The organism is Prevotella sp. SGI.167, assembly GCF_050313615.1.
Classification (GTDB): Bacteria; Bacteroidota; Bacteroidia; order Bacteroidales; family Bacteroidaceae; genus Prevotella.
Genome location: NZ_JBNPLT010000071.1, coordinates 1 through 3,077 on the forward strand (window position 1 = coordinate 1; position 3,077 = coordinate 3,077).

2 protein-coding genes are annotated in these 3,077 nt (G+C 38.0%); both read right to left on the reverse strand.

Annotated features, from left to right (window positions below):
* The coding region (locus ACQRBJ_RS15745) for an RteC domain-containing protein (protein ID WP_212096146.1) at positions 1-528 on the reverse strand (528 nt) is incomplete at its 3' end.
* 178 nt (positions 529-706) lie between these two features.
* On the reverse strand, positions 707-3,025 hold the full coding sequence (locus tag ACQRBJ_RS15750) for a TonB-dependent receptor (RefSeq protein ID WP_094433908.1): 2,319 nt from the start codon (positions 3,023-3,025) through the stop codon (positions 707-709).
* Positions 3,026-3,077 lie beyond the last annotated feature (52 nt).

Consider the following 3,077-nt stretch of genomic DNA (forward strand, 5'->3'; position numbering starts at 1 on the left):
ATTCAGATAAATTCGCAACATTTCGTTTGCTACTATTTTTGCAACTTTAAAATCGCAAATCGTAGAAAAATTAGGGTCTCTTTCAAAATAAAATGTTTCCATTGTCATTTGAATATCTTGTTTTCCTCTCAGAAAAAAGTACTTATCCAAATGCGTACTTCCCGAACGGTAGTATTTATAGAAATCAATGTTCTTATTGTAGAAATTCTCTAACTGATTCAGTTCATTGATGAAATAATTTTTCAGCACACAATCTTGTCCGTTGGGGCGCATCATTTCGATGTTATACACTTTCCTGTAATAGATTAGTTTACTAAAAAACTTGGGTTTTATTATCTTGAAAAAGAATATTTCATCCATTTCACTTTTGAACTTATAAAACGAAACTATTTCTTTCAATTCCGAGAACCCCTGTTCCAACAGCAATATTATTTGAGGAATATCTTTAATCCTGTCATTTAAATCGAGTTCATGCATCCTGATTTGATGTTCTAATTTTTCTGCAATGTTTTTTATCTTATCTTTCATTTTTATTGATTTTGAGTAAAAAAAAGGATGATATCGTCAGTTGACGACACACAAAGGCGTTCACTGAATTCCGATAGGATTCAGTGAACGCGAAGCAACAACATGTCGCTGAAAGATAATTAGTGATAGATTTGCCAGAAATACATAATACAGAATTTGTTGAAATCAACACCTAATCTTACTTATAACTTCCTTTGATTCCGTAGTCGGTATCCTGATTATTCAGCGATTTAGTACCGACAAGATGAGTTTTTCCGAAATTAAAATTCCAAGTGAGCGTGGCAACGAGAATTCGGGATGCATCGCTAAAACTTTCTCTTCGGAAAGGCGCTTGTGCATTTTTGTTTTCCATAATGGTTCGGGAAACATTCTTAAACGGATTGAACGCACCTATGCCAAAAGAAAAATTAGTCGCATTGTACCGGATAGCCAAGTAGTGATAATTACCATCCTTTATGACGGTTTCGCCGTATAACCTTTCGTCAAAAGGCTGTAGCTGGCCTATCAGCATCCATTTCTTATACATTGCCAAAACATCTGCCCTGTAATAAAAATTAGAATGGGTATGCGAATAGTTGTTCCCACGACTGTCAAAGTGGTTGAAGCCTCCTGTAACCGAAAATTGCAGGAAGTTTTTTATCATCCCTACTTTCAATGTTATCTCCGCATTATACTTATTCCAATCTTTCATGTTTTCGGGCATTGTCAGGAACACATTTCCATGTTCTCTTTTCGATTCCATGATAGGATTGTGTTTGTAGTGATGATGCAGGCTTGCATTGAAAGCGAACAACCCTTTTCTGTTTTCGTAATATAAATTATTATTCAGATTCAGGTACGGTTGAAGCAACAGATTCCCTTTCTCGGCAAGATACGAGTCAAGACGGATTTCCGTGTCGGCCAACTCCATCAGGGTTGGATTCGTTTGACTCATCTCCGCATCATACCGGATAAAAGAATTATCACTGAACCGATAGCCAACCATCGCTTTGGGTAAGAAATGGTAATAGCTTTTGGTAACAGATACATTGGAAAAATGCAGGCGATTCAGGCGAAGTCCCAAGCTATAGCTGAATTTGCCCTTACTATAAAACCACTCTGCAAAAACCGACGATTCCGCCTGATTCAAATCCGATTTGAATTCCTCGCCCTGATTAATTGTCTGCTCTGTAAACGACTGAATATGTTTTATCCCGAATTTCAAATTTCCATGGGCAAATCCTTTTTCGTATATGCCTTCGGCAATCAGTGAATATTTATCGGAAAACAGTTCCGAACGTTCGCTGTAAAGAGTATCAACATCGTTGTATTCGCAGTAATTCCGCGAAGATGCTGCGTTCGCATAACTCCCCACCACATTAGCATATATTTTCTGATTTTTGGGTAAACCATACTGGTAATACAAGTCGATGGTAGGAACATTAATTTTTTGCTGACTTCCGTCAAAAATCAACCCTTTGTCCGTGCCATTCTCTTTTAGAAAACTGTTGAAATCGTTGTGAGGCTGATTGCTCAGATTATATTTCAACTTGGCATTGAAAAAAGCCGAATCGCTCTGCTGATAGTTGTATGTCAGCGAAAAATCATGCATTTGGTACGAATAATCACCTCCGGCACTGATTTCTTCCCTCAATATAGGGGATGAATTTTCAAACTGATAACTACCTGTGCGATTTCTGTTATTCGTGTTGATGCGTTGAAACGCTGCGGTGTAGTTCAAAGCATATTCCGATTTTCCTTTGTTGAATTTGGCAAAGAAAACATCGCCCCCTGCAAGGATATTCAGCGAGTTCATCAAATCCACACCAACAACACCGCCTTTATCATCCCTTACTACCACGTAGTTGATAACTTTGGAAGCATGTCCGTATCGGATACCTGCATAATCCGAATATTCTATCCGCTTGATTTGGCGGGGTTGCAAGGTCTGAATTTCTTCCGGCGTGGTATTTACGCCGTTAATCTGCAAAATGACTTTCCCGCCGTCGGATGATGAAATCGTATTCAGCATCGGATTGATGTTCAAGCCGGGAAGCATCATTGTATTCAGCAATTGCATTCCGTTGGCAGAATGGCTGATTTGCAATTTTGTCGGGAACACAATCCGTTGGTTAATCTTGTTTATTGTGGAAGAAGCAGAAATCACCACTTCCCCAAGTAACAAAACATTTTCATTCAAATACACATCTATTTGTGCTGATTCCGTCAGATTCTGTATCAAAATCCGCTTTGTTTCAAATCCTAAACAGGATACTGACAGCACATAATTATCTGTGGGAAGATTTTCAAATTCAAATCTTCCGATAGTGTCTGTCGTTGTTCCTTTCAGAAAGACTGAATCTTGTTTGAATAGAACGACATTAGCAAACTCAACAGGTGTTTGCGTATTTTGTTGAAGTACTCTTCCTGAAACATGAATCGATTGTCCGGACACACTTAGGCCGGAATACAGGAAAAATACGATAAGATATAATAATCGAGCTTTATTAAAGTCCATACCCTTAATTCCGCAACACTATAATTTAACTTTATTTATAAGTTTCTGAGCA

What these genes read in the sequence shown, in the direction of transcription:
- ACQRBJ_RS15750 (WP_094433908.1), bottom strand. Translation starts at nt 3,025, where the DNA reads ATGGACTTTAATAAAGCTCGATTATTATATCTTATCGTATTTTTCCTG.